Below are 24,326 nucleotides of genomic sequence, written 5' to 3' on the forward strand. Positions count from 1 at the left end.
GCCGTGGCCCCGTGACGACCGGCTCCGTGACCACCGGCTCCAGCACGCTGGTGCACCTGCCCACGTCGCAGGAGGTCCGCGAGCTGCTCGAGGGCCTGCTCGGGCGGGCCGTCGAGGTCGCCCCGTGCTCCCCGCTGGCCTCCAGCGCGCGCAGCCCCGTCACCGTGGCGTCGTACGTCGACGACCGGGGACTGCCACGCGGCGTCTGCTGCATCGACCTCACCCTCGGCGCCGCCGCCGGGGCGGCGCTGGGCCTGGTGCCGGTACGCCGCGTGGTCGCCGCGACCCGCGAGGGGATGCTCGACCCGGAGCTGGAGGAGAACCTCGACGAGGTCCTCAACGTGTGCGCCACGGTGCTCAACGCCCCCGGCGCGCTGCACACCCGGCTGGCGCACGTGCACCACCCGGGGCGGCTGCTGCCCGCCGAGCTGCACGTGCGCACGCTCACCCTCGGACGTCGCCTCGACCTGGCCGTCGAGGTGCAGGGGTACGGCGCGGGACGACTGTCCTTCGTGCTCGACGTCCCGCGATAGGGACGTATATCCCTATTCGGACCAAAAGCCTCAGTTCCTGACGCTGCTGGCCGAGAGTTCTCGTGAGCAAGGAACGCTCACCCCCCGCCGAAGGACCGGCACCCGTCACCTCCTCAGAGAGGCACACCGTGTCCTTCGCCGTCTCCGATGCGGTCAGCCGCATCCTCGGCACCGCGCTGGACGGCGTCTCGCTCCGACAGAGCGTGATCGCCGACAACATCGCGAACGTCGACACCCCCGGCTACCGGGCCTCGAGCGTCGACTTCGAGTCCTCGCTGCGCCGGGCCGTGGAGGGGGGCGGCTTCGACGCGCCGGGCACCGGCGGGGTCGAGATCGAGAAGACCGCCACCAACACCCCGGTGGGCGTCAACGGCAACAACGTCGACCTGCGCAAGGAGACGCTGGCCGCGGTCCAGTCGCAGTTCCAGTACCAGATCGTCTCGCGTGCGGTGACCGACCGCCTCGAGGTCCTGCGCAGCTCCATCGGGGGCGTGTGATGGGCGCCTTCGACATGCTGCGCATCGCCGGCTCGAGCCTCGGCATGCACCAGACCTGGCTGGACTCGCTGGCCAACAACATCGCCAACGTCAACACCGTCAAGCCCACCGACGAGGAGGCCTTCCGGGCGCAGTACGTGCGCGCCGGGGCCGTGCGGGGCGGCGGCGTCGAGGTCGAGGCCATCGTCGAGGGCGACCCCGAGGGCCGCATGGAGTACTCCCCCGACCACCCGATGGCCGACGAGAACGGCTACGTCCGCGCTCCCGAGATCGACCTCGCCAGCCAGATGAGCCAGCTCGTCATGGCCCAGCGCGGCTACCAGGCCTCGGTGCAGGTCACCAAGCAGGCCCAGGACACCTACACCACGGCACTCCAGATCGGACGCGGCTGATGAGCATCGGTGGCATCGAGTCCCTCGGCGGCTTCCGGCCGCTGGCCACGCCGTCCCTGGACGCCGCGACCGCCGGACCCACCGTCTCGGCGACGCAGGGCCCGGAGGGTCCCAGCGGCGAGTTCGGCGCCCTGCTCGTCGACGGCATCGACCGGCTGCAGCAGGTCCAGTCGACCAGCGACAACCTCGCCGTCCAGGCCGCCACCGGTGACCTCGACGCGATCCACCGCTACACCATCGCGGCCTCCGAGGCCGCGGTCACCACCCAGCTGACCGTCGCGATGCGCAACAAGGCGCTCGAGTCGTTCACCGAGATCATGCGGATGCCTGTCTGATGAAGACCTCCCTGACCCGTTCGCTCGGCAAGCTGTCGGAGAGCCTCGCCACCTTCACCCTCGCGCAGAAGGTCATCGCCGGCGTCGGCATCGTCGCGCTGCTCATGGGCGGCGTGATGCTCTTCCGCTGGGTCGCGCAGCCGCAGTACTCCCCGCTCTTCACCAACCTCGCCCCGGCCGACGCCTCGGCCGTCGTCGACCAGCTCGAGACCAACGGCACGCCGTACGAGCTCGGCAACGACGGCACCACGATCCTGGTGCCCCGCGACGAGGTCTACGGCACCCGCATCGCCCTGAGCGGCGAGGGCCTGCCCGCCAGCTCCGGCGACGGCGGCTACTCCCTGCTCGACGAGCAGGACCTGTCGACCTCGCAGTTCCAGGAGCAGACCGACTTCAAGCGGGCCATGGAGGGCGAGCTCTCCAAGACCATCATGGCGATGGACGGCGTCTCGAGCGCGGTCGTGCACCTCGCGCTGCCGGAGAAGGAGGTCTTCTCCGACGAGCAGGCCCCGCCCACCGCGTCGGTGCTGCTCAAGACCCGGGCCGGCCAGACGATGGGCCCCGAGCAGGTGCAGTCGATCGTGCACCTGGTCGCGTCGAGCATCGACGGCATGGAGCCCGAGAAGGTCACCGTGGCGGACTCCAGCGGCACCCTGCTCTCCGCCGACGACGACAACGGCGGTGCCTTCGCCAGCTCGCGCGAGCAGTACACCCAGGACGTGCAGACCAAGTACAAGCAGCAGGTGCAGTCGATGCTCGACCGCGTCCTCGGCCCCGGCAACTCCACCGTCGAGGTGACCGCCGACATCGACTTCGACAAGTCCACCACCGAGTCGCGCACCTACCGCCAGCCCGAGGGCGGCGGCCTGGCCCTCTCGACCAACCGCAACACCGAGCGCTACACCGGCACCGCCCCCGGCGGCGGGGCGACCGGCGTCGTCGGCCCCGACGGCCAGATGGACCCCGCGGCGGCCGGCACCGGCGGCGACGCCTCCAGCTACGACAAGACCTCCGAGACCTCCGACAACGCCGTCGACACCACCGTGGAGCAGCGCGAGAGCGCGCCGGGCTCGTTGGAGTCGCTCAACATCGCCACGGTCATCGACCGCACCGCGGCCGCCAACAACGACCCGCAGGAGATCGAGCGGATGATCGCCTCCGCCCTGGGCATCGAGCCCGAGCGCGGCGACACCAACCGGGTCTCGGTGCTGCCCTTCGACCGGACCGCCGAGGAGGCCGCCGCCGCCGAGCTCGAGGCCCAGGAGGCCGCCGCCGCGCAGGCCGGGCGGATGGACATGTTCCGCAACATCGGCATCGCGGCCGCGGCCGTGCTGGCCCTGCTGCTCGGCTGGCTGCACAGCCGCCGCCGTGCCAAGCAGCGGCGCGAGGCCACCAACTACGTCGTCGAGCACCTGCGCGCCGAGCCCGTCCAGCAGGCCCCCGAGGCCCTGGAGAGCCCCGCCTCGGCCCTGCTCAGCCTCGAGCGGGCCCAGGACCAGGACACCCGTGAGGAGCTCATCGCGCTGGTCGAGAGCCAGCCCGAGGACGTCGCCAACCTGCTGCGCGGCTGGCTGGTGGAGCGCTGATGCCCGCCACCATGACCACGAACGGCGCCCGCAAGGCCGCCATCGTGCTGATCCAGCTCGGTCCCGAGCGTGCCGCCACGGTGCTGAGCCGGCTCAGCGAGACCGAGGTCGAGGCCGTGACCTCGGAGATCGCCCGGCTCAAGGCAGTGGAGGCCGAGGAGTCCTCGCAGGTGCTCAGCGAGTTCCGCGACCTGGCGATGGCGCGCGCGCACATCGCCACCGGCGGGCTCGACTTCGCCAAGAGCCTGCTCGAGCAGTCCCTCGGCCCCGAGCGGGCCGCCGCGATGGTCGAGCGGCTGCAGGCCGTCGCCATCCAGCTGCCCTTCCAGTTCCTGCACCAGGCCGACCCGATGCAGCTGCGCTCCTTCATCGCCGACGAGCACCCCCAGCTGATCGCCCTGGTGATGGCGCACATGACGGCCGACAAGGCCTCGATGCTGCTCGCCGGCCTCCCCCCGCAGCAGCAGGCCGACGTCGCCCACCGGCTCGCGGTGATGGACCGGACCTCGCCCGACATCGTCAAGATCGTCGAGGCCCGGCTCGAGCGCCGGATGTCCTCGATGCTGCAGCCCAGCAGCGCCTCCCGCGTCGGCGGCATCGACCCGCTGGTCAACATCATCAACCGCTCCGACCGCTCCACCGAGCGCCAGATCGTCGAGGGCCTGGAGTCGCTGGACGCCGCGCTCGCCGAGGAGCTGAAGAGCCGGATGTTCATGTTCGAGGACATCGTCACCATCGACGACCGCTCGATGCAGCTGGTGCTGCGCCAGGTCGACACCGGCCAGCTCGCGCTGGCGCTCAAGGGTGTCGCCGACGCCGTGCGCGGCAAGATCACCGGCAACCTCTCCGAGCGGGCGGCCACCGACCTGCTCGAGGAGATCGACATCCTCGGGCCGGTGCGCCTGAGCCAGGTCGAGGAGGCCCAGCAGCTGGTCATCCAGACCATCCGGGAGCTCGAGGAGCAGGGCCAGATCACCATCCACCGCGGGGGCGACGATGACCTCGTCGTCTGAGCGGACCGCGGCCCGCGTCTACCCCGCCGGCACCGGCACCGTCACGAGCGTGGCGACCCCCGACCTGCGCAGCGGGCAGTGGACGCGCCACGTCGGCGCCACCCTCAGCGGCGCCGGCCTGGGCGACGAGGTCACCGAGCGCACCCTCGCCGCCGCCGCCGACGAGGCCCGACGGGTGGCCCGCGCCCAGGGCTGGAGCACCGGCTGGGCGGAGGGCGTGCGCGCCGGCCGCGAGGCCGCCGCCCGCGACGCCGAGCGCCGCGACGCGCTGGCGCGCCAGGAGCAGGCGGTGCTGCGCGCCGAGCTGGCGGGCTCCGCCCAGGCTCTCGTCGACGCCGCCCGCGCGCTGGAGCGGGGGCTCGCCGCCCACGAGCAGCGCACCACCGAGACCGCGCTCGACCTCGCCTTCGCCGTCACGGCGGCCGTGCTGGGAGAGGCGGCCGCCGCCCAGCTCCCCCAGGAGGTGCTGCGCCGCGCCCTGGCCGAGGTACGCCGCGGCGAGACCGCCGTCGTCCGGCTCGCCCCCGCGGTGGTCGACGCGGTCGACGTCACCGACCTGCCCGCCACCGTCACCCTGCGTGCCGACGGCGCCCTGGGTCGCGGCGACGCCGTCGTCGACCTGCCCGACTCCGTGGTCGACCTCCGCGTGGAGACCGCGCTCGACCGGGTGCGCGAGGTGCTCCGGTGAGCGCCACCGCCGCCACGGTCGCGACGGGCCTGGTCGAGCGTGCCGCCGCCGCGGCCCGCCCCGCACGGCTGGGCCGCGTCTCCGAGCTGCTGGGCCTGCAGCTGCGCGTCACCGGCGTCGACGCCGCGGTGGGCGAGCTGGTGCAGGTGCAGGGCCGCCACGAGCCGCTGCTGGCCGAGGTCGTCGCCGCCGACGCGCGCGGGCTCTCCTGCCTGCCGCTCGGCGAGACCGCCGGCCTCGTCCTCGGCTCGCCGGTCCGCGCCTGCGGCGGACCGCTCACCATCCCCGTCGGCGAGGAGCTGCGCGGGCGGGTGCTCGACGGCCTCGGACGCCCGATCGACGGCGGCCCGCCGCTCCACCACCTGCCCTTCGTCCCGGTCGACCACCCCGTCCCGGAGGCGCTCTCGCGCCCGCGCATCGACCAGCAGATCGGCGTGGGCGTGCGCGCGCTCGACGCCCTCGTGCCGGTCGGGCGCGGTCAGCGCGTCGGCATCATGGCCGGCTCCGGCGTCGGCAAGTCGAGCCTGCTCTCGATGATCGCCCGCGGCACCGACGCGCAGATCTCCGTGATCGCCCTGGTCGGCGAGCGGGGCCGCGAGGTCCGCGAGTTCATCGAGAACGACCTCGGTCCCGAGGGCCTGGCCCGCTCGGTCGTCGTCGTGGCCACCTCCGACGCCCCGCCCGTCGAGCGGCTCCGCTCGGCCTTCGTCGCCAGCCGCATCGCCGAGCACTTCCGCGACGCCGGCAACGACGTGCTGCTGATGATGGACAGCCTCACGCGCGTCGCCATGGCGCAGCGCGAGATCGGGCTCTCCGCCGGCGAGCCCCCGGCGACGCGCGGCTACCCGCCGAGCGTCTTCGCGCTGCTCCCCCGGCTGCTCGAGCGCGCCGGCACCAGCGCCGCCGGCAGCATCACCGGCCTCTACACCGTGCTCGTCGAGGGCGACGACCTGCAGGACCCGATCGGCGACACCACGCGGTCGATCCTCGACGGCCACGTCGTGCTGGCCCGCCGCCTGGCCACCTCGGGCCACTTCCCCGCCATCGACGTGCTCGAGTCGGTCTCGCGCGTCTCCTCGGCGGTCACCGACCGCGCCCAGCAGTCCGACGCCCGCACCCTGCGCCGGCTGCTCGCCGCGCACCGCGAGGTCCGCGAGCTCGTCGAGATCGGTGCCTACGTCGCCGGTGCCGACGCCGACGCCGACCGGGCGCTGCAGCTGCTGCCGCAGATCGACGGCTTCCTGCGCCAGGACATGGACGACGCCAGCGAGGTCGCCCCGACCTGGTCCCGGCTGCGGGAGCTGGTGGCCTGATGGCGCGGCACCGTGACCCGATGGAGAGCGTCGCCCGCGTGCGGCGCGTGCGCGAGCGCGACAGCCTGCTCGGCCTGCTCCAGGCCCACCGCGAGGCCGACGCGGCCCACGAGCGCCACGCCGCGGTCGTCGCCCGGCTGACCCACGACGCGGCGACGGCGGTCGTGCCGGCCGACGCGGCGGCGTACACCGCATCCCGGCTGGCGCTGACCGAGCTCGAGCGCCACGGCACGCAGCTCCGCGAGGCCGACGAGTCGGCCGGGCTGATCGCCGCCGCCGCGCAGTCGCACTGGCAGCACGACCGGGTGCGCCTGGAGGCGATCGAGATGCTGCTGGAGCGGCGTACCGCCGCCCGGCTCGCCGAGCGCCGGGCGCACGAGGCCCGCGAGCAGGACGAGATCGCGCTGCAGACGTGGGTCCGGGGGGCGGGCGCATGAGCATCGCCGACGTGACCTCGCGCATCCAGCAGCTGCAGTCGCAGCTGGCCGTGATGCGTCCCGTGCAGCCGGCCGCCACCTCCGGCGCCTTCGCGACCGCACTCGACAGCGCCCTCGCCGGTGGCGCCACGACCGGTGGCACCACCGCCGGCCAGGCCGTCGTCGACGCCGCCAGCAAGTACATCGGGCTCCCCTACGTCTGGGGCGGCACCGACCCGACCAAGGGCATGGACTGCTCGGGCCTGGTGCAGACGGTCTACAAGCAGTTCGGCATCGACCTCCCGCGCGTCTCCGCCGACCAGGCCCGCCAGGGCACGCCGGTGGCCAGCCTGGCCGAGGCCAAGCCCGGCGACCTGATCGCCTGGGACCGCTCCAACCGCAACGTCGGCGCCGACCACATCGCCATCTACGCCGGCAACGGCAAGATGATCGAGGCCCCGCGCACCGGCCTGGACATCCGCCTCGTCGACGTCCCCTCGGAGCCGACCTACATCCGGCGCGTGCTGCCCAACCCCGACGCCCCCGTGGCGGGCGGCGTGGGCGGCGTGGGCGGCGTCGTCAACGCGAGCACCGCCGGGGCCCGCACCGCGGGGACGGCCCAGGTCGGCGGGGTGCCGTACGCCGACCTCTTCAACGCCGCCGGCGCCCGCTACGGCGTCAGCCCGACGCTGCTCTCGGCCGTGGCCAAGCAGGAGTCCGGCTACCGGTCCGACGCGGTGAGCCACGCCGGGGCCCAGGGCCTGATGCAGCTGATGCCCGCCACGGCCAAGGGCCTGGGCGTCACCAACTCGATGGACCCGGCCCAGGCCGTCGACGGCGCCGCCCGGCTGCTCAAGGACCTGCTCGGCCGCTTCGGCAGCACCGACCTCGCGCTCGCGGCCTACAACGCCGGGCCGGGTGCGGTCATGAAGTACGACGGCATCCCGCCGTACGCCGAGACCCAGAACTACGTGCGGAAGGTCATGGCCTCCGCCGGGATGAGCGCATGAGCCCCCAGATCTCCACCCCCGCCGCCGGCAGCGCCGGCCCCGCGAGCGCGCTCGCCGCCGTGGCCCCCGACGGCACCCCCAGCACCCAGGCCGCGGGCGACGCCTTCGCGGCGCTGATGTCGATGATGCTCGGCCTGGGCACCGCCGGTCCCGCCCAGCCCGCGCTCCCCCAGGGCGAGGTGCCGGTCGAGACGACCGCGCCCGGCCAGGCCGACGCCGCGGGCGAGCCGACCGACGCGGACGCCGACGCCACCTCCACCGGCACGGGTACCGGCGGCACCGTCACCCTCGCCACGACCGACGCCGCCCTGCTGCTGGCGCTCGGGGGCCTGACCAGCGGTGTCACCCCGGCCGTCACCAGCGCCGTCACCAGCGCCGTCACGAGCGCCCCTGGGACCACCGGCGACGCCGTCGTGGACGCCGTCCAGGCCGGCGCCCAGACCGGCGCCCAGACCGTGGTCGCCACCGCACCGACGACCGAGCCGGGCACCAGCGCACAGCCCGTGACCGAGCAGCCCGCCGACGCCACGACCCAGCCCGCCACCGAGCAGCCCACCACCGAGCAGCCCGCCACCGAGCAGCCCACCACCGAGCAGCCCACCACCGAGCAGCTCCTGACTGAGCAGCTCCTGACTGAGCAGCCCGCGACCGAGCAGCCCACCACGGAGCAGCCCGCGACGGACCAGCCCGCGACGGACCAGCCGGTCGACGCCCCCGTCGAGAGCCCCGTCGAGAGCCCCGTCGCCGCGGCACCCACGGCGGTGCCGGCCGAGGCCCGCACGTCGGGCGCGCTGGCGGACCCGGCGCCGGTCACCGGCGTCGGCGCGACCGCGGCCCCCGCGGCTCCCGCCACCCCGGCTGCGGCTCCGCCCGCCGACGCCGCTCCCGCCCGCGCCGTCGCGGCCCAGGTCGTCCCGGAGGTCGCCCGGCTCGCCACCCGCGGCGACGGCACCCACCGGATCACCCTCGAGCTCAACCCCCGGGCGCTCGGCGAGGTGCGCGTGGTGATGACCGTCCGTGACGGCGCCGTCCAGGTCCGCCTCGCCGCCGGCGAGCGCACCCGCGACCTGCTGACGCACGCCGCCGGCGACCTCGTCCGCGCCCTCGAGCGGGCCGGCTTCGAGGAGCACCGCATCGTCCTCGCGACCAGCGGCGATGCCGCGGCCGCCTCCGTCGTCCGCGAGCGCGGCCACGACGACCGCACGCCCCACGAGGGCTTCCACGACCAGCTCCAGCAGCACCGACGAGGAGGAGACGCCCAGCAGCACGAGCACGACCACCACTCAGGGAAGGGTGTTGGTTCCAGTTCCACCGCCATGGAAGGCAGTCCCATCCGCAGCACCGTCGCCGCAGCGACCGTGCCCAGCTCCCCACTCGAGGCCCACGGCGTACGCCGCGCGCTCGACGTGAGGATGTGAGGAGGAGCCATGTCAGTCTCGGCCACCGAGGCGATGGGCACGGCCGGCATGTTCGGCCCCACCGCCACCGGCACCACGACTGGAGCCACCACGACCACGAGCTCGTCCGCTGACAAGGACATGTTCCTGCAGCTGCTCGTGGCGCAGATGAAGTACCAGGACCCGATGAACCCCACCGACTCCAGCCAGTTCCTGGCCCAGTCGGCTCAGTTCACCGCCCTGGAGAAGATGCAGACGGTCGCCGACCAGACCGCCCAGCTGGTCACCACCCAGATGGCCTTCGGCGCCAGCAGCCTCGTCGGCCGCACCGTCAGCTGGACGAACGCCGACGGGACCACCGCCACCGGTGCCGTCAGCGGCGTCAACTTCGGGACCAACGGACCCGTGCTCGCCGTCGGCGGGCAGGAGGTGCCGCTCGGCCAGGTGACCTCGGTCGCCCAGACGGCCTCCGCGGCCGCCTCCGACGGCTCCACCGCCGCGTCCGCCTGACCACACCCACCCCAGCACCACCCCTTCCCGAGAGGAACCACCATGCTTCGCTCGCTCTTCGCCGGCATCAGCGGTCTGCGCGTCAACCAGGTCGCGCTCGACGTCACCGGCAACAACATCGCCAACGCCAACACCGTCGGCTACAAGTCCAGCAGCACCGTCTTCCAGGACACGCTGAGCCAGATGCTCACCGCGGCCTCCGGCGAGAACGCCGCCCGCGGCGGCACCAACCCGGTGCAGGTCGGCCTCGGCGTCTCGGTCTCCGGCACCGCGCTCAACCTCAACCAGGGCGGCACCCAGACCACCGGCCGCACCACCGACCTGCTGATCCAGGGCGACGGCATGTTCGTGGTGAAGAAGAACGGCGAGAACCTCTACACCCGCGCCGGCTCCTTCACCTTCGACGAGGGCGGCACCCTGACCACCCCGACCGGCTCGCGGGTGCAGGGCTACGCCCTCGACGGCAACGGCAACCCCACCGGCGGCCTGATCGACATCACGCTCGACACCGCGAACGCGACGCCGCCGGTGCCCAGCGGCGTCGCGATGACGTCGTTCACCATCGGCAGCGACGGCAAGCTGCGCGGCGTCTTCAACGACAACGTGCAGCGCGACCTCGCGCAGGTGGCGTTGGCCACCTTCAACAACCCGATGGGCCTGGAGAAGGTCGGCGAGACCAGCTTCCGCGAGTCCGCCAACTCCGGCAACCCGCAGCTGGGCATCCCCGGCGAGGGCATGCGCGGCGACATCGTGGGCGGCGCGGTCGAGATGTCCAACGTCGACCTGGCGGCCGAGTTCACCAACCTGATCCTGGCCCAGCGCGGCTTCCAGGCCAGCTCGCGGGTGATCACCACCTCCGACCAGGTGCTCGAGGAGCTCGTCAACATCAAGCGCTGAATCTCGAGGAGGGTCGTGCGCGGGTCTCGCCGCCGGCTCACGACCCTCCTGCGCCGGATCCGTCACGGGTTGACAGATCAATGCCCCCACGGAATAACATCGCTCCATGGCGATGCACAGTTCAACCGCGCTCCCTCTCACCCCTGACCTCGACGAGAGGGCCGCCGGCAGCGCGGCAGCCTGCCTGTTCCGCGGGATGAGCGACCCCTCGCGCGTGGCGATCCTCAGGCACCTGCTGCTCGGGGAGCACAACGTGACCGAGCTGACCGCGCATCTCGGCCTGGCGCAGTCGACCGTGTCGAAGCACCTCGCCTGTCTCCGCGACTGCGCCCTGGTCGAGTCCCGACCGGTGGGCAGGGCGTCGGTCTTCTCCCTGACGCACCCGGATGCCGTGCTGAAGGTCTTCGCCGCCACGGAGGAGCTGCTCGCCGCCACCGGCGACGCGGTGGTGCTGTGCCCGTCGTACGGCGAGCAGGTGGACCCGTGAGCACGTCGCCGGGTGCGGGCGAGCGACTCTCCGACCCGGCACGGCGGCGACTCGAGCGCCGCGCACAGCTGCTGGCCGCCGGCTCGGTCGCCTACAACGTGGTCGAGGCGGTCATCGCTGTCACGGCAGGACTGGCCGCAGGCTCCGTGGCCCTGGTGGGCTTCGGTCTCGACTCCGTCGTCGAGGTCAGCAGCGGCCTGATCATCCTGTGGCAGTTCCGCCACCACCTCCCCGAGAGCCGGGAGCGGCTCGCCCTCCGACTGATGGCGGTGTCGTTCTTCGCGCTGGCGGCCTACGTCACGGCCGAGTCGCTCCGAGCGCTGCTCGGCGGTCACGAGCCCGACGCGTCCTCGGTGGGCATCGGGCTGGCAATCGCGTCGCTGATGATCATGCCGTTCCTCTCGTGGGCGCAGCGCCGCACCGGACGCGCCCTGGGATCCGGCGCGGTCGTCGCCGACTCCACCCAGACGCTCTTGTGCACCTATCTGTCGGCCGTCCTCCTCGCCGGACTGGTGCTCAACGCGACGTGGGGCTGGAGCTGGGCCGACCCCCTCGCGGGGCTCGTCATCGCCGCGGTCGCGGCGCGGGAGGGCCTGTCCGCGTGGCGAGGCGAGGGGTGCACCTGCGGACCTGGTGTCGCAGCGTCCCAGCCCCTCCTCACGACGACCTCCGCTGGGACGTGCGCCGACGCCCGCTGTGCCCACGGCGCGTCCGCCGCTCGAGAGGGATGAGGACGGTGGAGCGGCGTGCACTCCTCCCGGCAGTGAGGCACACGTGCGGACGGACGGTCGCCTGATGGGACACGGTCACGGTCACGCGCCGTCTGGACACGCGGGCGGCAAGCACCGTCGGCGACTCGCGCTCGCTTTCGCGATGGTGGCGACCTTCTTCATCGTCGAGCTGATCGCCGGCCTGTGGTCAGGATCGCTCGCGCTGATCTCGGACGCGGGGCACATGGCGGCCGACGTGGTGGCCCTCGGTGCCGCGCTGGTGGCGACGCGGATCGCCACCCGGGTCGACACCTCGGGGCGTCGTTCCTACGGGTCCTACCGTGCCGAGGTGTTCGCGTCCGGCCTCACGGTGCTGATCATGTTCGGGGTCGCCGTCTACGTCGTGGTGGAGGCGCTGTCCCGCGTCGGATCGAGCGTCGACGTGCAGACCGGCACCATGCTCGTCGTCGGTGCGCTAGGGCTGGTCGTCAACGTCATCTCGATGGTCCTCCTCAGGGCGGGAGCGGCGGAGTCGCTCAACGTGAAGGGCGCGTACTACGAGGTCGTCGCCGACGCCGCAGGCAGCGTCGGGGTGATCGTGGCGGGACTGTTGGTCATGGCAACCGGGGCGGTGTGGTGGGACACCGTGGTGGCCGTCGCAATCGGCCTCTTCGTCGCCGTGAGGGCCGTGGTCCTGGGTCGGCAGGTCTTGGCCGTCCTCGGGCAGCACGTGCCTGCCGAGGTAGAGCTCGCTCGGGTGATTGCCGATCTTGAGGGCGTCCGTGGCGTGCTCGATGTGCACGACCTCCACGTGTGGACGTTGACCTCGGGGATGAACGTGGCCACGGCCCATCTGGTGGTGGGCCCGCTCGGTGACGCACAGACGGTCCTCGTCGAGGCCCAGCATGTGCTGTGGACCGCACACCATGTCGAGCACGCGACCCTGCAGGTGGAGTCCGCACCGACCCGTCAGTGCGACGAGGTGCAGTGGTAGGACGCGGCTGGGCTCCTTGACCCCTTGGTGGGTGTGCCGTCAGGGTCGCAGTCCACGCGCGCGCATCGCGCTCTCGGGGTCGCCCGGACTGCCCGCCGACCGCACCTCGAGATGCAGGTGAGAGCCGGTCACGTTGCCGGTCGCACCCACGGCACCGATCAGCTGCCCCGCCACCACGACGTCACCGACCCCGACGTCGAGGCGGCTCTGATGGCAGTACCACAACTCCTCGCCGGAGTCGGCGCGCACGACCGTGCGCAGTCCATAGGAGCCGGCGTCGCCGGCACTCGTGACGGTGCCTGCGGAGATGCTCCGGATCGACGTGCCTGTGGGCGCGGCAAGGTCCAGTCCCGTGTGAGTGCTGGACCAGAGCCCGCTGCTTTGGCCGAAGCGAGCCGTCTTGCGGTAGGCCGCGATCGGGAGCACCCACCGTCTGGCGGCCGCCAACTCCTCGGTCCGGCGGTCGGCCTGCCTGCCGAGACGGGTGCGCGCCTCCCGGAGCTGACGCACCTCAGCACGCAGGAGCCGAGCCCCAGGTGGCGCGGCGGAGCCGCGCACGGCGTCCCGGCTCACGGCGCGTTCGCGCCGTTCGGGATCGGTCTCGATGAGGGGCGTGCGCACCGCGACGCGCGACGGTTGCTCGTCGTCGGTGGCCACACCCGTGAGGTCCAGGAGCCCGGCGTCTCCATGACCCACGTGCGGAATCAGCAGGCCCACCACCCCCGTGACGACGATCGCCGCCCTGGCCAGGACGACCGCTCCCGCACGGCGTCCGAGGTGGGGTCGGGCGCCGCGTCGTTCGTGACTCACCGCTCCTCGCCGAGCGTCGTGTCGATCAGTGCTCGCAAGGTCCCGGCAGACACCTCGCCGGTGACGCGTGCGGCGACCCGTCGATCCGCGCTGATCACCAACGTGGTCGGGACGGCACTTGCCGAGAGGAGCCCCCCGAAGGCCAACGACACCCGCGGCGAGTCGGCGGAGGTGATGCTGGGATAGCCGATCTCGAAGCGCTTCTCGAAGGCGCGTGCAGCAGCGTCGTTGTCGCGTACGTTGAGCCCGAGGAACTGCACGCCACGCTGCTCGTAGCGCTCGTGAGCCGCCCGGAGCACCGGCGCCTCGGCACGGCACGGGGCGCACCACGACCCCCAGACGTTCACGACGGTCACCCGCCCCACCAGGTCGTCCGAGGAGGTCCGGCCCCCGCCGAGCAGTTCACCCTCGAAGTCGTCGACCAGCGCGCGGTCGCCGGGCTCGTACTCCTGGACATAGCCCCCCGCGCCGTTGGCGATCGCCGGACTGTCGGGGGCGTCGGCCTCGCGCGACCTACCGGAGCAGGCGGAGGCCACGAGCACGAGCGGCAACACCGCGACGACGAGGCTCCGGCCGCGACGCGATGAGCGTGCGGGACGTGGGCAAGTGAACACGCTGACCCACAGTACTATGCCACTTAGTAATGGCCGAATCCCGCGCACCTCGACTCCGCGAGCGCCGCTGGGCCGGATCCGAGGCCTCGCCTTCCTTGCTCCAGGGCCCGACCAGCGCCTTGTGGAGGCACGACTACTATCGCATCTAGTAATCGTGGAATGGAGCGACGCGTGCGCACACAGACGAAGCTGGCCGTGGCCCTGGGCACCGCCGTCGTCCTGATCCTGGCCGTCCTCGTGGTCGGGGTGCTCCGACAGAGCGGCGAGGGGCCTCGGGCGGTGGAGACCGGAGGCACGGCGGACACACCGCTCATGCGTGCGGACAGTCGGATCCTGGGCGGCGCAGGCAGCAGCGCCGTGACGGTGGTGGAGTTCCTCGACTTCGAGTGCGAGGCGTGCGGCGCCGCGTACCCCGTGGTGGAGCAGCTGCGCGACGACTACCAGGGCAAGGTGACCTTCGTGGCCCGGTACTTCCCGCTCCCGGGGCACTTCAACTCCGAGCGAGCAGCATGGGCCGTCGAGTCGGCTGCTCGGCAGGACAGGTTCGAGGAGATGTACCAGAAGATGTTCGAGACCCAGGCCGAGTGGGGCGAGCAGCGCGTGGGCAAGGACCGGCTGTTCCGTGGCTTCGCCGAGGACCTTGGCCTGGACATGGCGAAGTTCGACCGTGACTACGCCTCGGACGAGGTGCGCGAGCGCGTGCAGCGCGACGTCGACGACGGCGAGGAGTTGGGGGTGACCGGTACGCCCACGTTCTACATCGACGGCGAGCCGTTCCAACCCAGCAGCGTCCAGGACTTCTACGACCGCATCGACGACGCGCTGTCCGCGTGACGCGGCGGGCACTCAGCAGCCACCGAGCGGCGGATCCGGTCGTCGGGCGACCAGGCGCCCGGCTCCGTCCGAGCCGTCGACGGCGCGTGTGATGCAGCAGGTGCAGGACGCGATCATCGACGGCTCCCTGCTCGTCGCGACCCCGATCGCCGTCGCAGCCGGCGTGCTGTCCTTCTTCACCCCGTGCTCGTTGCCCCTGGTGCCGGCGTACCTGTCGTACGTGGCCGGAATGTCGGGCGCAGAGGTGCCCCCGGGTCACGAGGGAGGCACGACCGTCCTGACCGGGCGTCGTCGGACGGTGATCGGCGCCGGGCTCTTCGTGCTGGGGTTCGCCACGGTCTTCACCGCCTACGGTGCGCTGTTCGGGGCACTGGGCTCCCAGCTGGTCCTCCACCAGGAGGTCGCGCTGCGGGCGACCGGGGTGCTCACCATCGCCCTCGGCCTGCTGTTCGCCGGGGTGGGACAGAGGCTGCCCGTCATGAGCCGCACGCTGCGACCGCAGTGGCGGCCGCGCGTGGGGCTGGCGGGCGCTCCGCTGCTGGGCGCCGCCTTCGGGGTCGGCTGGACGCCCTGCATCGGTCCTGCGCTCGCCGCGGTGCTGGCCCTGGCCACGTCGTCGGCGACCGCCGGACGCGGCGCCCTACTCTCCCTCGCCTACGCTCTGGGGCTCGGTCTGCCGTTCATCGTCGCGGCACTGTCGATGGACCGGGCCATGCAGGCATTCGCGTGGGTACGACAACGCTCTCGCGCGATCTCCACGGCGGGCGGGGTGATGCTGGTGGCAGTCGGCCTGCTGCAGGTCACTGGCGCGTGGTCGGCACTGATCGCGTCACTGCAGGGTGTCGTGACCAGCTGGCGGCCGCCCATGTAGGACTGCCGAGGGCGAGCCTCATTCCCGTTGGCCGAGCAGCCCGCGCATCAGGCTGATTTCGGACTGTTGCCCCCGCTGCATCGACCTCGCCAACTGGCCAACCTGTTGGTTCTCCACCACGCCGAGAGCCGACTGTGCCATGTCGACGCCGGCCTGGTGGTGACGGATCATGAGCTCGAGGAACTGCCGTTCGGCTGTGGCCCCGCGACTCGTCCGAAGCTCGTCGAGCTCGGCGGTCGTAGCCATCCCCGGCATGGGAACCTCGCGGTCCACCCCCGCGCCCCCCATGTCCATCTCGTCCATGCCGCGACTCTCTCCACCGTCGGGCATCCAGGACATGTACCCGTCCAAGGGCACTTGGGAGAGGTCCCACGACCGCAGCAGGGCGTACATCTGGCCGACCTGCTGCTGCTGCCCCAGGGCGATGTCATAGGCCAGGCGGCGCACGTCGGGATCGTCGGTACGGTCGCGCACGATCATCGACATCTCCACCGCTTGCGCGTGGTGGACCTGCATGTCGCGCAGGAACCCCGCCTCGACGCTGCCGTCCGCAGGCTGTTCCTCACCTCCGAGCCGGACCCCGAGCAGGAGGGCACCCGCCGCGACGGCCGCGGTGACGACGAGAGCGATCCCACGCACCAACGCCAGGCGAGTCGGGCTCGGCCCGTCCCCTCCGCCCCCCTCGCGGTCACCCTGGCTCGACGACGGGGACATCTTCTGACCGCTCAGCTCTCCACCGACTCGCCTTGCAGCGGGACTGCGGTGTCGACGCCACCCGTGCAGGCAGCCCCGGGCTCAGGGACGTCGCCCGCTTGCGTGAACTCGCGGATGAACTGCTCGAGCCGGGGGTCATCGGCGCCGTCGAGCTGGATCTGTCGTCCCCAGGCGGAGGCGACGACGGGAGCCGGCAGGTCGGGGTAGGGCGAGAGGATGCCGTAGGTCGAGGGCATCGCCTCCGTGAGCCGCTCGATGTCGTCGGCGGGGAGCTCGGGGTCGTAGGTGACCCACACAGCACCGTGCTCCTGCGAGTGGACGGCGTTCTCACTCTGCACCGGCTCGTCGTAGATGCCGCAGTTCAGCCAGGCGCCGTTGTGCTTCCCTCCTGCCGGAGGCGTCTGCGCGTAGTCGACCGGGGAGGCGACGTGCTCGCTGTCGACATCGAACTCCTCGACCGTCGCGGCGAAGGCGTCCTGCTCCTGGGACGCCGACCGCAGCCCCCAGGCCGTGCCACCCGCGAGGAGGACCAGCACCGCCGCGACACTCAACCAGATCACCAGGGTGCGCCTGCGCTCACCGCGCCGCTGCTGCGCGCGCAGCTGCTCCGCGCGCTCCCTGCGTGTCTGCTCCACCTCGCGGCGCGAGCTCTTCTTCGGCATCAACATCTCCCGTCGGGTTGCGGCACCACGTGCCGAGGAACGTGCAGAAGCAGCATGCACCGTCGACCAAGTCTCACGGCGCGAGGTCGGCGCGGCCGGGATGCGGCACAACGACCGGTGCGAGCCGGGCCTTCCGGCAGGTGCGATCACCATCGAGGATGCTCAACCGCGCTCCCGTCGTGAGACCGTGTCGCGGGTCTGGGCCAGCTCCGCCAAGTACGCGTTGTACGACGCCAACGTGGCGTCGCCGTCACGATCGACCCGGCGATCGACCTGTCGTTGCTCGCGCAGGTCGTGGCGGAACCACTGGACGATGAGGGCGACGCCGATGATCAGCAACGGATAGTCGCCCAACGCCCAGCCTATCGAGGCCCCGGTGTACTGGTCGCGCTCCAGCGAGGCGCCCCAGTCACGACCGAGCGAGGCGAACCAGTCCTCGGCGAGGATGGTCGTGCTGGCCATCAGCGAGACCGAGTAGAACGCATGCGCCCCGAACGTCACCATCAGGATCAGCACACGGTAGGGGAAGGCCGGTCTGCTGATCCCCGGATCGATGCCGATCAACCCCGAGGCGAACAGGTATCCGGCGACCACGAAGTGGATCACCATCACCACGTGCGCGGTGTGAGATCGCAGCGACAGCTCGAAGAGCCCCGTGGAGTAGAAGACGACCAGGCTGCCCACGAAGGCCGGTGCCGCGACGAGCGGGTGCGACAGGAGCCGGGCGAGCGGCAGGTGCACCAGGACCAGCAGCCACTCCCGAGCGCCGCGACTGCCGTCACGGCGACTCGGGATCGCGCGCAGTGCCAGGGTCACTGGTCCGGCCAGGACGAGAAGCGCGGGCACGGCCGTCGCGATCGTCATGTGCTGCACCATGTGCATGCTGAAGAGCACACGGCCGTACACCCCGGGGGCGCCGCTGGTGGCCCACACCAGCAGCCCCCATCCGGCGACCCAGGCCAGGGTGCGGCCCACGGGCCAGCGGTCCCCACGGCGGCGCAGGCGCCGAACCTGTCGGAGATAGACCCATAGCGCGAGCAGGGCGAAGGGTGCGAAGAAGGTGTCGATCCGCCAGTTGAGCAGCCAGTCCGACGCTTCCAAGGCTGGGGGTAGCGCGAAGCCGAGCAGGGCCTCGGGGGTGGTCAGCGCCCTCGCAGGGCCGCCGGCGGGGTCGGTGCGGGACAAGACCACCCCGAGACCCAGCGCCAGGCACAGCACGACGACCTCGCCGGCCACCATGCGCACGAACGCACCCGGTCGACCGGCGTCGAGCTGGTGCAGCAGCCGCCCACGGTGCCAGCAGCCGGCTATTCCGAGCAGACCCAGCAGCAGCACCTTCGTCGTCAGCAGCGCTCCGTACGGGGAGGCCAGCTGACCGGGCGTGTCCACCTGGAGCAGTGCGGACGTCAGACCGGACGCCGCGACCAGGACGAAGCATGCTCCCGCGATGGGTGAGAAGTGGCGCGCCGCGGCGGGCAGGCTGTCCGGCGCCCGGCGCGCGAGGATCCCCAACCCCACCACGCCGCCCGCCCACACGGTGATTCCCACGAGGTGACCGAAAAGGGAGTTGACGCCGACATCGTGATTGAGGTCTCCGGCGGAATGACCCACCGTGGCCAACGGCCAGAGCGCCACCAGCGCCATGACGGCCAGGACGCCGAGGGCCGTGGTGCGCCGGACCCGCATGGCAGCGACGGCGATGGCCGCTGCGAAGGTGGAGCTCACGAGCAGTGCGCGTCCGAGCTCGAACTGCAGTGCGAAGTGGGCGACCTGCTCCAGCGCTCCCGGCGTCAGCAGCGGCCAGCCGGCGGCATCGGACCACGAGAGTGCCAGCAGGGCCAGGCAGGCAACGCTCCAGCCGGCCGCCGCCACCGCGACCGGTGCCAGCAGCACGGCCCGCGCACCGTCGACCGCGCCGGGGTTGCTCGCGCTGCGCCCCGTGGCGCAGGTGGCCGCCAGCACCAGCAGTCCCACCGTCAGGGCAGCCGCGAGGTCGCGCAGCGACTGCGCGATGCGAAGTCCCCACGTCGTGACCACCCCCGGATCGGGCAATCCCTGCAGCTCGGTGCTGGGCACTCCCCCGGCCGCCCAGGTCGCAGCGAGGACGACGAAGGGCGTGAGCAGGAGCGTCAGGGCGATCACCGGCCAGGCGCGTCGAGCAGTGACCGTCGCTGGTCTCGAGGCACGGGTGACGCGCACGGTCTCCCGATCCAGCCTCGTCGCCATCGTCGTCGTCCTGCCCTCAGTCGCGACGCCGCGGCCCGCGCGACAACAAGCTGAGCGCGGCGACCACGACCACCACCGTGATCCCACCGATGATCAGCGTCGACATCCACGCCCTGTCGTTATCGACACCGGCATCGGCGGCGTTCTGCCCCGGCGTCACCTCGTCGGGGGAGGTGTCCGTCGCCTCCGGCTCGGGCGTGGTGGGCGGCGCTGTCGAGGTCGGCGCTTCCTGGCCACCGGTAGCGGCGACGGTGAACCTGAGCGATCCGGTGATCGGGTGTCCATCGGCGGAGACGACGCGGTAGTCGACCTGCCATCGGCTCGCACCCGCGGACTGGGCTCCCATCGCGGGCATCTCCGCCGTGATCTGAGCGCCGTCGGTGCCAGCGCTCAGACGCTCCGGGGTAGCGCCGTCCCTGCGCAGACTGACGGCGACGAAGGACGGCTCGATGTCTTCCGAGAACCTCAGCGTCACCGTCTGCGGGACCTGGTCGAGCACAGCGCCGTCGCCAGGGTCGGTCGCGACCAACGCGGCATGGGCTACCGCCGGCCCGGCACCGAGCACGACATGTACAGCCAGCAGGCTCACGACAGCGAGCAATCCCCACGGACGACGCACAGCCCTCGAGGAGCCGAGGAGACGTGCGCTGACCCGAACCATGTGATGTCCTCTTCCCGCGACGGCGGACGCCGTGGCGGGAATCTACTATGACGCCTAGGACTTGGCGGCTCGTCGGCGGGTCCGGCAGGTCCGGCGAGTCGGGCGGCGACAGCAGAACGGAGGTTTCGACATGCGGGACCTGGGGACGCTCGAGGCGGCCGTGATGCAGCGTCTGTGGGCCTGGGACCGCGAGGTCACCGTGCGGAAGGTGGTGGAGGACCTGGAGCGTGAGCGTGACATCGCCTACACCACCGTCATGACCGTGATGGACAACCTGCACCGCAAGGGCCTGGTACGCCGCACCAAGGTGGGCCGCGCCTTCCGGTACGCCGCGGTCGAGACCCGCGAGGCGCACACCGCGGCACTCCTCGAGGACGTGCTGGGCGGTGCCAACGACCGCACCGCGACACTGCTCCGCTTCATCGACAACCTCGAGCCCGCCGAGCAGGCGGAGCTGCGCCGCCTGCTCGACGCCGACGAAGGACCGAGGAGTTGACGGCGATGACCGGACTGTGGACCGCACTGGCACTCCTCGCCGTGGCCGGCCTCGGATCGGCGGCCGCTCATCGTCTCGCCGACGCCCGGTGGCCGATGCGTGCCCCGGGGCTCGGCATCCTGGCCTGGCAGAGCCTGAGCCTGAGCCTCGTGTCGAGCCTCACCCTCGCCAGCATCGCTCTGGTGATCCCGCAGCTGCCTGCCAAGTCGAGCCTCGCCGAGCTCATGCACCTGTGCACCACGGTGCTCACCGAGCAGCTCCGGCGTCCCGAGACCGGGGTCCTGACCGTGCTGGGCCTGGCGGGCGTCGTCGGCCTCACCACCCGCTTCGGCTTCCTCCTCGTGCGCGGTCGGCTGACAGCGCGTCGACGACGCCGCCGCCAGCATGCTTCGCTGCTCCTCACCGGCACCCACCGCGTCGACGGTCTGATCGTCATCGAGCACCACACGCCCGTCGTGTACTGCCTTCCCGGTCGACGGTCTCGCATCATCGCGACCACCGGTGCCACCGAGTCGCTCACGGCCGTTGAGCTCGACGGAGTGATGGCGCACGAGCGCGCCCACCTGCGACTCCGTCACGACCTTGCGCTCGCCGTCGCCCAGGCGCTTGCTCGCACCTTCCGAGGCGTTCGCACCTTCGAGCTCGCCGCCTCCCAAGTCGCGCGTCTCGTCGAGATGCAGGCCGACGACGCTGCGGGGATGACAGCCCGCCCCCATCTGGCGCGAGCCATGCTGCACCTGGCACAGGGCCCGTCGGGCGCACTGAGTGCCGGGGGAGCCACCGTCGACCGAGCTCGTCGTCTCCTCACGCCCATGGCGCCACTGCCACCCGCCCACCGCCTCCTCATCGCCGGCACCGCGCTCGCCGCGATCGTCGCCCCCGTGGCGCTCGGCCTGCTGCCCAGCGCTAGCACCATCGGTCAGCAGTGCTGCCTGACGACGAGCGACACCAGTCACCGCTGGGACCTCGAAGGGCGACACTGAGACCGGCGGACCCTCCGCTCGGGCGTCCGATCTACTACACGTCCTAGTAGTAGGCTGCACTCGTGCCCGCCACCTCCCCCACCATCCTCGCCAGGTGGGCATGGCGCCAGCTCACCTCGATGCGCACGGCAGTGGCGCTGCTGGCCCTGCTGGCCCTGGCCGCCGTGCCCGGGTCCTTGCTCCCCCAGCGCAACGTGGCCAGCGATCCCGGCGCCGTCGCCGCGTTCATCCGCGAAAACCCCCGCATCTCCCCGCTCCTGGACCGGCTCGGCCTGTTCGAGGTGTACGCCTCACCCGGCTTCGCCGCGGTCTACGTGCTGCTGCTGGTCTCCATGACGGGATGTGTGGTGCCCCGCTGCCTGAAGCTCTGGCGTGACTCACGCCGATCCACTCCGGCTGCCCCCCGCACCCTGGTCGGGACCACGTCCGGTCGACGCGTTGCCCTCGAGACCGACGTCTCCACCGCACTGGACTTGGTCGTCCCGCTGCTGCGCCGCCGGCACCGCCGAGTGCGTGTGGTCGACCACGAGGTGCGCGCCGAGCGCGGACAGGTCCGCGAGCTCGGCAACCTGCTGTTTCACCTCTCCATCTTGGTCCTGCTCGCGGGCATCGCGCTCGGCAAGCTGGCGGGATTCGAAGGACGCGTGGCGATCATCGAGGGGCAGAGCTTCACCAACTCGGTCGCCCAGTACGACGAGTTCACGCCGGCAGCGCTCACCGACGTCGACGCCCTGGAGCCGGTCTCCCTCACCCTGGAGCAGTTCGACGCGAGCTTCGCCGGAGACCCGGAGTCCCGGGGCGAGCCGCGCTCCTTCGAGGCGACGGTGCGGTGGTCGGGCGCCGACGGCGAGGAGGCCGAGCAGGTGATCCGTCCCAACGCCCCACTGGACGTCAACGAGACGAAGTTCTTCCTGACCGGACACGGCTACGCCCCGCGCATCACCGTCACCGACGGCCGCGGTGAGGTCGTCTTCTCAGGCCCCACGATCTTCTATCCCATCGACAGCAGCTACACCTCCGACGGGATCCTGAAGGCACCGGACGCGCGCCCCGGACAGCTCGCCTTCCAGGGCCTGTTCCTCCCGACGGCCGAGCAGGTCGACGACGGGGCGCCGTTCTCCTCGTTCCCGGCGCCCGTCAACCCACGGCTGCTGCTCACCGGCTGGACCGGGGACCTGGGACTGGACACCGGAGAGGCCCAGAACGTGTTCACCCTTGACACCAGTAACTTGGAACGCATCGGTGGTGGTGACGACCGGACGATGCTCGCGCCGGGGGAGACCATGCGGCTGCCCGACGGACTGGGCAGCGTCCGGTTCGACGGGGTCAGCCGCTTCGCCAACTTCCAGATCGCCCACGACCCGGGCAAGGAGATCTCCTTGGTCGCGGGGCTGATGCTGCTGCTCGGCCTCACGGTCTCGCTCACGGTGCGGCGGTGGCGCGTCTGGGTGCGGGTGCAACCCGACCCGCAGGTCTCCACGGGGCTCGTGATCGTCGAGGTCGGCGGTCGCTCGCTCACCAAGCGGCGGTCGGACGAGCAAGCCCTGGCCGCCGAGATCGACCGGATCACCGACGATCTCGTCGAGGCAACAACGCCGATTCCCGGCCGGGCATCGACACGTGAGCACGAGGGAGCCATCCAGTGACGAGCTCGACCTACGCCCTTGTCAGCGACCGACTCGTGCTCTGCGCCATGGTCGTCTACGTCCTGGCGATGCTGTCGCTCGCCGTCGGCAGCGCCCTGACGTCGCGTGGTCGACGACGCGCCGCGGTCGCGGACCGGCTGCCCTCGGCCGTCGCCCTCACCGCGGCACGGGGAGCGACCGTCACCGTCGACCGTGGTCTGCCGGAGCCGGACCTCCACGGATCGTCGCCCCGATCGGCACCGGGCACCACCCGCCTGACCGCGATCGGCACCTCGCTGCTGGGGCTTGGCCTCGTGCTCACGGTCGCGGGCATCGTCGCTCGCGGCGCGGCTGCCGGACGGGTGCCGTGGAGCAACATGTACGAGTTCACCGTCGTCGGGGTCGCCGCGTTCATGGCGGCGTACCTCGTGCTCGTGGCTCGACCCCGCACGCGCGTGCTCCTCGCGGCAGGCGTCTGGATCGCCGGCGCGGCGGGTCTGTTCCTGGGCCTGGCACTGACCGTCCTCTACACACCGGCGGCCGGACTCATCCCCGTGCTGGACTCCGCGTGGCTGGTCATCCACGTGGCAGCGGCCATCGTCGCCGGCGGGTTGTTCACGGTCGGCGCCGTGGCCTCGGTGCTCCACCTGGTCCAGCTCCGTCGCGAGCGACGACGCGGCGTCGGCAGCGCATCGTCCCGAGCCGAGACCCTCGAGCAGGCGGCCCAGACGGCTTACACCATCGCCTTCCCGATCTGGACCTTCGCCGTCATCGCGGGCGCCATCTGGGCGGAGAACTCCTGGGGGCGCTACTGGGGCTGGGACCCGAAGGAGACCTGGGCGTTCATCACCTGGGTCTTCTACGCCGCCTACCTGCACGCCCAGGCCACCGCCGGATGGCGGGGCAAGAAGGCCAGCTGGCTCGGCCTCGCCGGCTACCTCGCCTTCCTCTTCAACTTCATCGGCGTCAACATCTGGGTCGGCGGTCTGCACTCCTACGCCGGCGTCTGAGCCTCGCGCACCCACCGGTCCGCGTCGCCTGGGGGCAGACGC

Annotated in this window: 28 protein-coding genes; 22 read left to right on the forward strand and 6 right to left on the reverse strand. The window is 72.0% G+C overall.

All coding sequences use genetic code 11. The features are described from left to right. Window positions 1-11 precede the first annotated feature (11 nt). The 16 genes from IG63_RS0101540 to IG63_RS0101615 all read left to right on the forward strand — a co-directional run bounded on the left by IG63_RS0101540 (window position 12) and on the right by IG63_RS0101615 (window position 12,778). Window positions 12-533, forward strand: coding sequence for a hypothetical protein (locus IG63_RS0101540; RefSeq protein ID WP_051706027.1), 522 nt, complete (start codon window positions 12-14; stop codon window positions 531-533). A gap of 128 nt (window positions 534-661) precedes the next feature. Next, complete coding sequence (flgB, locus tag IG63_RS0101545) at window positions 662-1,030, forward strand: flagellar basal body rod protein FlgB (protein ID WP_030482622.1); 369 nt, start codon at window positions 662-664, stop codon at window positions 1,028-1,030. After that, window positions 1,030-1,422: a flagellar basal body rod protein FlgC gene (locus tag IG63_RS0101550; RefSeq protein ID WP_030482623.1), complete on the forward strand. Its 393-nt coding sequence runs from the start codon at window positions 1,030-1,032 to the stop codon at window positions 1,420-1,422. Before flgB ends, IG63_RS0101550 begins: the two co-directional genes overlap by 1 nt. Then, a complete protein-coding gene (gene fliE, locus IG63_RS0101555) occupies window positions 1,422-1,757 on the forward strand; it encodes a flagellar hook-basal body complex protein FliE (protein ID WP_030482624.1) in 336 nt (111 codons plus the stop codon). The genes IG63_RS0101550 and fliE overlap by 1 nt, the downstream gene beginning before the upstream one ends. After that, window positions 1,757-3,343, forward strand: a complete 1,587-nt coding sequence (fliF, locus tag IG63_RS0101560) for a flagellar basal-body MS-ring/collar protein FliF (RefSeq protein WP_030482625.1) — start codon at window positions 1,757-1,759, stop codon at window positions 3,341-3,343. The genes fliE and fliF overlap by 1 nt, the downstream gene beginning before the upstream one ends. Continuing rightward, entirely contained in the window at window positions 3,343-4,356 is a 1,014-nt protein-coding gene (fliG, locus tag IG63_RS0101565; protein ID WP_030482626.1) for a flagellar motor switch protein FliG, read from the forward strand. The genes fliF and fliG overlap by 1 nt, the downstream gene beginning before the upstream one ends. Further along, window positions 4,340-5,044 (forward strand): FliH/SctL family protein, encoded by a 705-nt coding sequence (locus IG63_RS23765; RefSeq protein WP_030482627.1) that lies wholly within the window; start codon window positions 4,340-4,342, stop codon window positions 5,042-5,044. Before fliG ends, IG63_RS23765 begins: the two co-directional genes overlap by 17 nt. After that, window positions 5,041-6,357 (forward strand): FliI/YscN family ATPase, encoded by a 1,317-nt coding sequence (locus tag IG63_RS0101575; protein ID WP_051706028.1) that lies wholly within the window; start codon window positions 5,041-5,043, stop codon window positions 6,355-6,357. Before IG63_RS23765 ends, IG63_RS0101575 begins: the two co-directional genes overlap by 4 nt. Before the next feature lie 20 nt (window positions 6,358-6,377). Beyond that, window positions 6,378-6,794: a flagellar FliJ family protein gene (locus tag IG63_RS0101580; protein ID WP_169741742.1), complete on the forward strand. Its 417-nt coding sequence runs from the start codon at window positions 6,378-6,380 to the stop codon at window positions 6,792-6,794. Beyond that, on the forward strand, window positions 6,791-7,783 hold the full coding sequence (locus IG63_RS0101585) for a transglycosylase SLT domain-containing protein (protein ID WP_030482630.1): 993 nt from the start codon (window positions 6,791-6,793) through the stop codon (window positions 7,781-7,783). The genes IG63_RS0101580 and IG63_RS0101585 overlap by 4 nt, the downstream gene beginning before the upstream one ends. Beyond that, window positions 7,780-9,201, forward strand: a complete 1,422-nt coding sequence (locus IG63_RS23770; RefSeq protein ID WP_030482631.1) for a flagellar hook-length control protein FliK — start codon at window positions 7,780-7,782, stop codon at window positions 9,199-9,201. Before IG63_RS0101585 ends, IG63_RS23770 begins: the two co-directional genes overlap by 4 nt. Before the next feature lie 9 nt (window positions 9,202-9,210). After that, entirely contained in the window at window positions 9,211-9,690 is a 480-nt protein-coding gene (locus IG63_RS0101595; protein ID WP_051706029.1) for a flagellar hook capping FlgD N-terminal domain-containing protein, read from the forward strand. A gap of 42 nt (window positions 9,691-9,732) precedes the next feature. Next, window positions 9,733-10,587: a flagellar hook-basal body complex protein gene (locus IG63_RS0101600; RefSeq protein ID WP_030482633.1), complete on the forward strand. Its 855-nt coding sequence runs from the start codon at window positions 9,733-9,735 to the stop codon at window positions 10,585-10,587. Between the two features lie 112 nt (window positions 10,588-10,699). Next, window positions 10,700-11,074 carry an ArsR/SmtB family transcription factor gene (locus IG63_RS0101605; RefSeq protein ID WP_157209990.1) on the forward strand — a complete coding sequence of 125 codons (375 nt, stop codon included), beginning with the start codon at window positions 10,700-10,702 and terminating at the stop codon, window positions 11,072-11,074. After that, window positions 11,071-11,805 carry a cation diffusion facilitator family transporter gene (locus IG63_RS0101610; protein ID WP_084596481.1) on the forward strand — a complete coding sequence of 245 codons (735 nt, stop codon included), beginning with the start codon at window positions 11,071-11,073 and terminating at the stop codon, window positions 11,803-11,805. Before IG63_RS0101605 ends, IG63_RS0101610 begins: the two co-directional genes overlap by 4 nt. Before the next feature lie 64 nt (window positions 11,806-11,869). Continuing rightward, window positions 11,870-12,778, forward strand: a complete 909-nt coding sequence (locus IG63_RS0101615) for a cation diffusion facilitator family transporter (RefSeq protein ID WP_030482636.1) — start codon at window positions 11,870-11,872, stop codon at window positions 12,776-12,778. A 39-nt stretch (window positions 12,779-12,817) separates the two neighbouring features. On the opposite strand, the gene IG63_RS21220 is transcribed toward IG63_RS0101615, so the two are convergent. Both IG63_RS21220 and IG63_RS0101625 read right to left on the reverse strand, forming a co-directional pair. After that, window positions 12,818-13,498: a M23 family metallopeptidase gene (locus IG63_RS21220; RefSeq protein ID WP_051706030.1), complete on the reverse strand. Its 681-nt coding sequence runs from the start codon at window positions 13,496-13,498 to the stop codon at window positions 12,818-12,820. Between the two features lie 86 nt (window positions 13,499-13,584). Further along, window positions 13,585-14,142: a TlpA family protein disulfide reductase gene (locus IG63_RS0101625; RefSeq protein ID WP_051706031.1), complete on the reverse strand. Its 558-nt coding sequence runs from the start codon at window positions 14,140-14,142 to the stop codon at window positions 13,585-13,587. A 231-nt stretch (window positions 14,143-14,373) separates the two neighbouring features. On the opposite strand from IG63_RS0101625, the gene IG63_RS0101630 reads away from it, so the two are divergent. Continuing rightward, window positions 14,374-15,036 (forward strand): DsbA family protein, encoded by a 663-nt coding sequence (locus tag IG63_RS0101630; RefSeq protein ID WP_036194277.1) that lies wholly within the window; start codon window positions 14,374-14,376, stop codon window positions 15,034-15,036. Between the two features lie 91 nt (window positions 15,037-15,127). Continuing rightward, window positions 15,128-15,907: a cytochrome c biogenesis CcdA family protein gene (locus IG63_RS0101635; RefSeq protein WP_030482640.1), complete on the forward strand. Its 780-nt coding sequence runs from the start codon at window positions 15,128-15,130 to the stop codon at window positions 15,905-15,907. 18 nt (window positions 15,908-15,925) lie between these two features. Here the strand turns inward: IG63_RS0101635 and IG63_RS0101640 are convergent, their stop codons facing one another. From IG63_RS0101640 to IG63_RS0101655, 4 genes are all read right to left on the reverse strand, one after another. Beyond that, a complete protein-coding gene (locus IG63_RS0101640) occupies window positions 15,926-16,546 on the reverse strand; it encodes a DUF305 domain-containing protein (RefSeq protein WP_211249163.1) in 621 nt (206 codons plus the stop codon). Window positions 16,547-16,632: 86 nt separating this feature from the next. Continuing rightward, window positions 16,633-17,283, reverse strand: coding sequence for a thioredoxin-like domain-containing protein (locus IG63_RS0101645; RefSeq protein ID WP_030482642.1), 651 nt, complete (start codon window positions 17,281-17,283; stop codon window positions 16,633-16,635). Between the two features lie 162 nt (window positions 17,284-17,445). Then, window positions 17,446-19,245, reverse strand: coding sequence for a bifunctional copper resistance protein CopD/cytochrome c oxidase assembly protein (locus tag IG63_RS0101650; protein ID WP_169741744.1), 1,800 nt, complete (start codon window positions 19,243-19,245; stop codon window positions 17,446-17,448). 280 nt (window positions 19,246-19,525) lie between these two features. Beyond that, window positions 19,526-20,098, reverse strand: a complete 573-nt coding sequence (locus IG63_RS0101655) for a copper resistance CopC family protein (protein WP_030482644.1) — start codon at window positions 20,096-20,098, stop codon at window positions 19,526-19,528. Between the two features lie 202 nt (window positions 20,099-20,300). On the opposite strand from IG63_RS0101655, the gene IG63_RS0101660 reads away from it, so the two are divergent. The 4 genes from IG63_RS0101660 (at window position 20,301) to ccsB (ending at window position 24,284) form a co-directional block, all read left to right on the forward strand. Then, window positions 20,301-20,666, forward strand: a complete 366-nt coding sequence (locus IG63_RS0101660) for a BlaI/MecI/CopY family transcriptional regulator (protein WP_030482645.1) — start codon at window positions 20,301-20,303, stop codon at window positions 20,664-20,666. A 5-nt stretch (window positions 20,667-20,671) separates the two neighbouring features. Then, window positions 20,672-21,649 (forward strand): M56 family metallopeptidase, encoded by a 978-nt coding sequence (locus IG63_RS0101665; protein WP_051706033.1) that lies wholly within the window; start codon window positions 20,672-20,674, stop codon window positions 21,647-21,649. Window positions 21,650-21,711: 62 nt separating this feature from the next. After that, window positions 21,712-23,295, forward strand: a complete 1,584-nt coding sequence (resB, locus tag IG63_RS0101670) for a cytochrome c biogenesis protein ResB (protein ID WP_084596487.1) — start codon at window positions 21,712-21,714, stop codon at window positions 23,293-23,295. Beyond that, window positions 23,292-24,284: a c-type cytochrome biogenesis protein CcsB gene (ccsB, locus tag IG63_RS0101675; protein WP_030482648.1), complete on the forward strand. Its 993-nt coding sequence runs from the start codon at window positions 23,292-23,294 to the stop codon at window positions 24,282-24,284. The genes resB and ccsB overlap by 4 nt, the downstream gene beginning before the upstream one ends. Window positions 24,285-24,326 lie beyond the last annotated feature (42 nt).

Source organism: Nocardioides aequoreus, assembly GCF_000720335.1.
Taxonomy (GTDB): domain Bacteria; phylum Actinomycetota; class Actinomycetes; order Propionibacteriales; family Nocardioidaceae; genus Marmoricola; species Marmoricola aequoreus.

Coding starts and splice junctions, on each gene's coding strand:
- IG63_RS0101550 (WP_030482623.1), top strand. CDS start 1,030: ATGGGCGCCTTCGACATGCTGCGCATCGCCGGCTCGAGCCTCGGCATG.
- fliE (WP_030482624.1), top strand. CDS start 1,422: ATGAGCATCGGTGGCATCGAGTCCCTCGGCGGCTTCCGGCCGCTGGCC.
- fliF (WP_030482625.1), top strand. CDS start 1,757: ATGAAGACCTCCCTGACCCGTTCGCTCGGCAAGCTGTCGGAGAGCCTC.
- fliG (WP_030482626.1), top strand. CDS start 3,343: ATGCCCGCCACCATGACCACGAACGGCGCCCGCAAGGCCGCCATCGTG.
- IG63_RS23765 (WP_030482627.1), top strand. CDS start 4,340: ATGACCTCGTCGTCTGAGCGGACCGCGGCCCGCGTCTACCCCGCCGGC.
- IG63_RS0101580 (WP_169741742.1), top strand. CDS start 6,378: ATGGAGAGCGTCGCCCGCGTGCGGCGCGTGCGCGAGCGCGACAGCCTG.
- IG63_RS0101585 (WP_030482630.1), top strand. CDS start 6,791: ATGAGCATCGCCGACGTGACCTCGCGCATCCAGCAGCTGCAGTCGCAG.
- IG63_RS23770 (WP_030482631.1), top strand. CDS start 7,780: ATGAGCCCCCAGATCTCCACCCCCGCCGCCGGCAGCGCCGGCCCCGCG.
- IG63_RS0101595 (WP_051706029.1), top strand. CDS start 9,211: ATGTCAGTCTCGGCCACCGAGGCGATGGGCACGGCCGGCATGTTCGGC.
- IG63_RS0101600 (WP_030482633.1), top strand. CDS start 9,733: ATGCTTCGCTCGCTCTTCGCCGGCATCAGCGGTCTGCGCGTCAACCAG.
- IG63_RS0101605 (WP_157209990.1), top strand. CDS start 10,700: ATGCACAGTTCAACCGCGCTCCCTCTCACCCCTGACCTCGACGAGAGG.
- IG63_RS0101615 (WP_030482636.1), top strand. CDS start 11,870: ATGGGACACGGTCACGGTCACGCGCCGTCTGGACACGCGGGCGGCAAG.
- IG63_RS0101635 (WP_030482640.1), top strand. CDS start 15,128: ATGCAGCAGGTGCAGGACGCGATCATCGACGGCTCCCTGCTCGTCGCG.
- IG63_RS0101645 (WP_030482642.1), bottom strand. CDS start 17,283: ATGCCGAAGAAGAGCTCGCGCCGCGAGGTGGAGCAGACACGCAGGGAG.
- IG63_RS0101660 (WP_030482645.1), top strand. CDS start 20,301: ATGCGGGACCTGGGGACGCTCGAGGCGGCCGTGATGCAGCGTCTGTGG.
- IG63_RS0101665 (WP_051706033.1), top strand. CDS start 20,672: ATGACCGGACTGTGGACCGCACTGGCACTCCTCGCCGTGGCCGGCCTC.